The sequence below is a fragment of the Streptomyces sp. E2N166 genome (genome assembly GCF_003671715.1).
Classification (GTDB): Bacteria; Actinomycetota; Actinomycetes; order Streptomycetales; family Streptomycetaceae; genus Streptomyces; species Streptomyces thinghirensis.
Genome location: NZ_RAIF01000032.1, coordinates 486,993 through 487,803, shown reverse-complemented (window position 1 = coordinate 487,803; position 811 = coordinate 486,993). Strand labels below are relative to the sequence as shown.

The 811-nt window shown below is 72.0% G+C and carries 1 protein-coding gene and 1 pseudogene; both read right to left on the bottom strand.

What is annotated here, in order from left to right:
* Positions 1-49: 49 nt before the first annotated feature.
* Positions 50-631 carry a sugar kinase gene (locus EBH09_RS29335; protein ID WP_153182723.1) on the bottom strand — a complete coding sequence of 194 codons (582 nt, stop codon included), beginning with the start codon at positions 629-631 and terminating at the stop codon, positions 50-52.
* Positions 628-811, bottom strand: a pseudogene (locus EBH09_RS39310) (glucokinase); the annotation flags it as partial. The gene EBH09_RS29335 and the pseudogene EBH09_RS39310, both read right to left, overlap by 4 nt.

Genomic DNA, 811 nt, shown 5'->3' with positions numbered 1-811 from the left:
CGGCCCCGGAGCCCCTGCCGGGGCCCGGCCGGCGACGCGCGTGCGCGGTTTAGGGAACCGTGCGCGAGACGACGTACACCATCGGGTAGTCCGGGTCGTCCATGTTCACCACGACGTCCTGGGTGGGCGCCGGGTTCCGCTGCTCGTTGACGAGGCCGTACCAGGAGCCGGACCCGCCGAACTCCCAGCCGGTGATCCGCTGGGCGCGGTCGCTGATGGCGATCTTGCCGCTCTCCAGTGCGTCCCGGTCGACGCCCAGCCCCGCCAGGAAGGCGTCCAGGCCGGCGTTGGTGGTCTCGAACTGGACGTAGAGGCGACTGGTCTTCCAGTTGTTCGTCTCGTAGTAGGCGACCTCTTCGGACGGGACCGGGACGGGCACCTCGTAGACGCGGCGCTGGAGTTTGGACGGCCAGCCCTCGGTCATGCCGGTCGCCGCGTACTTCGCCTCCTTCTCCCGGCCGCTGTCGCGGCTCTGGTTGGCGGAGATCATGAGGTAGCCGGCCGGGATGCCGATGAGCAGCACGATGATGAGCAGGGTGAGCGACCGGCGGCGGATCTTGTGCCGGCTGTCCTCCACCGGACGCCGGGGCCCGTCAGGGAGCCCGGACTGGTGGGGCAGGGAATCCGTCACAGCGACTCCCGGGGCGTACGGCGGGCCTCCGCGTACCGCTCGTAGCGCTCGTACCGCTCCACCCGGCGCCGTTTGGCGCGGCGGAACCGGCGGGCGACCAGCCGGGAAAGGTCGGCGGCGCCCACCATGCCGGCCTCGGGGCCGAGCTGGGCGCGGACGATGCGGGCCTCGGGGCGGTAG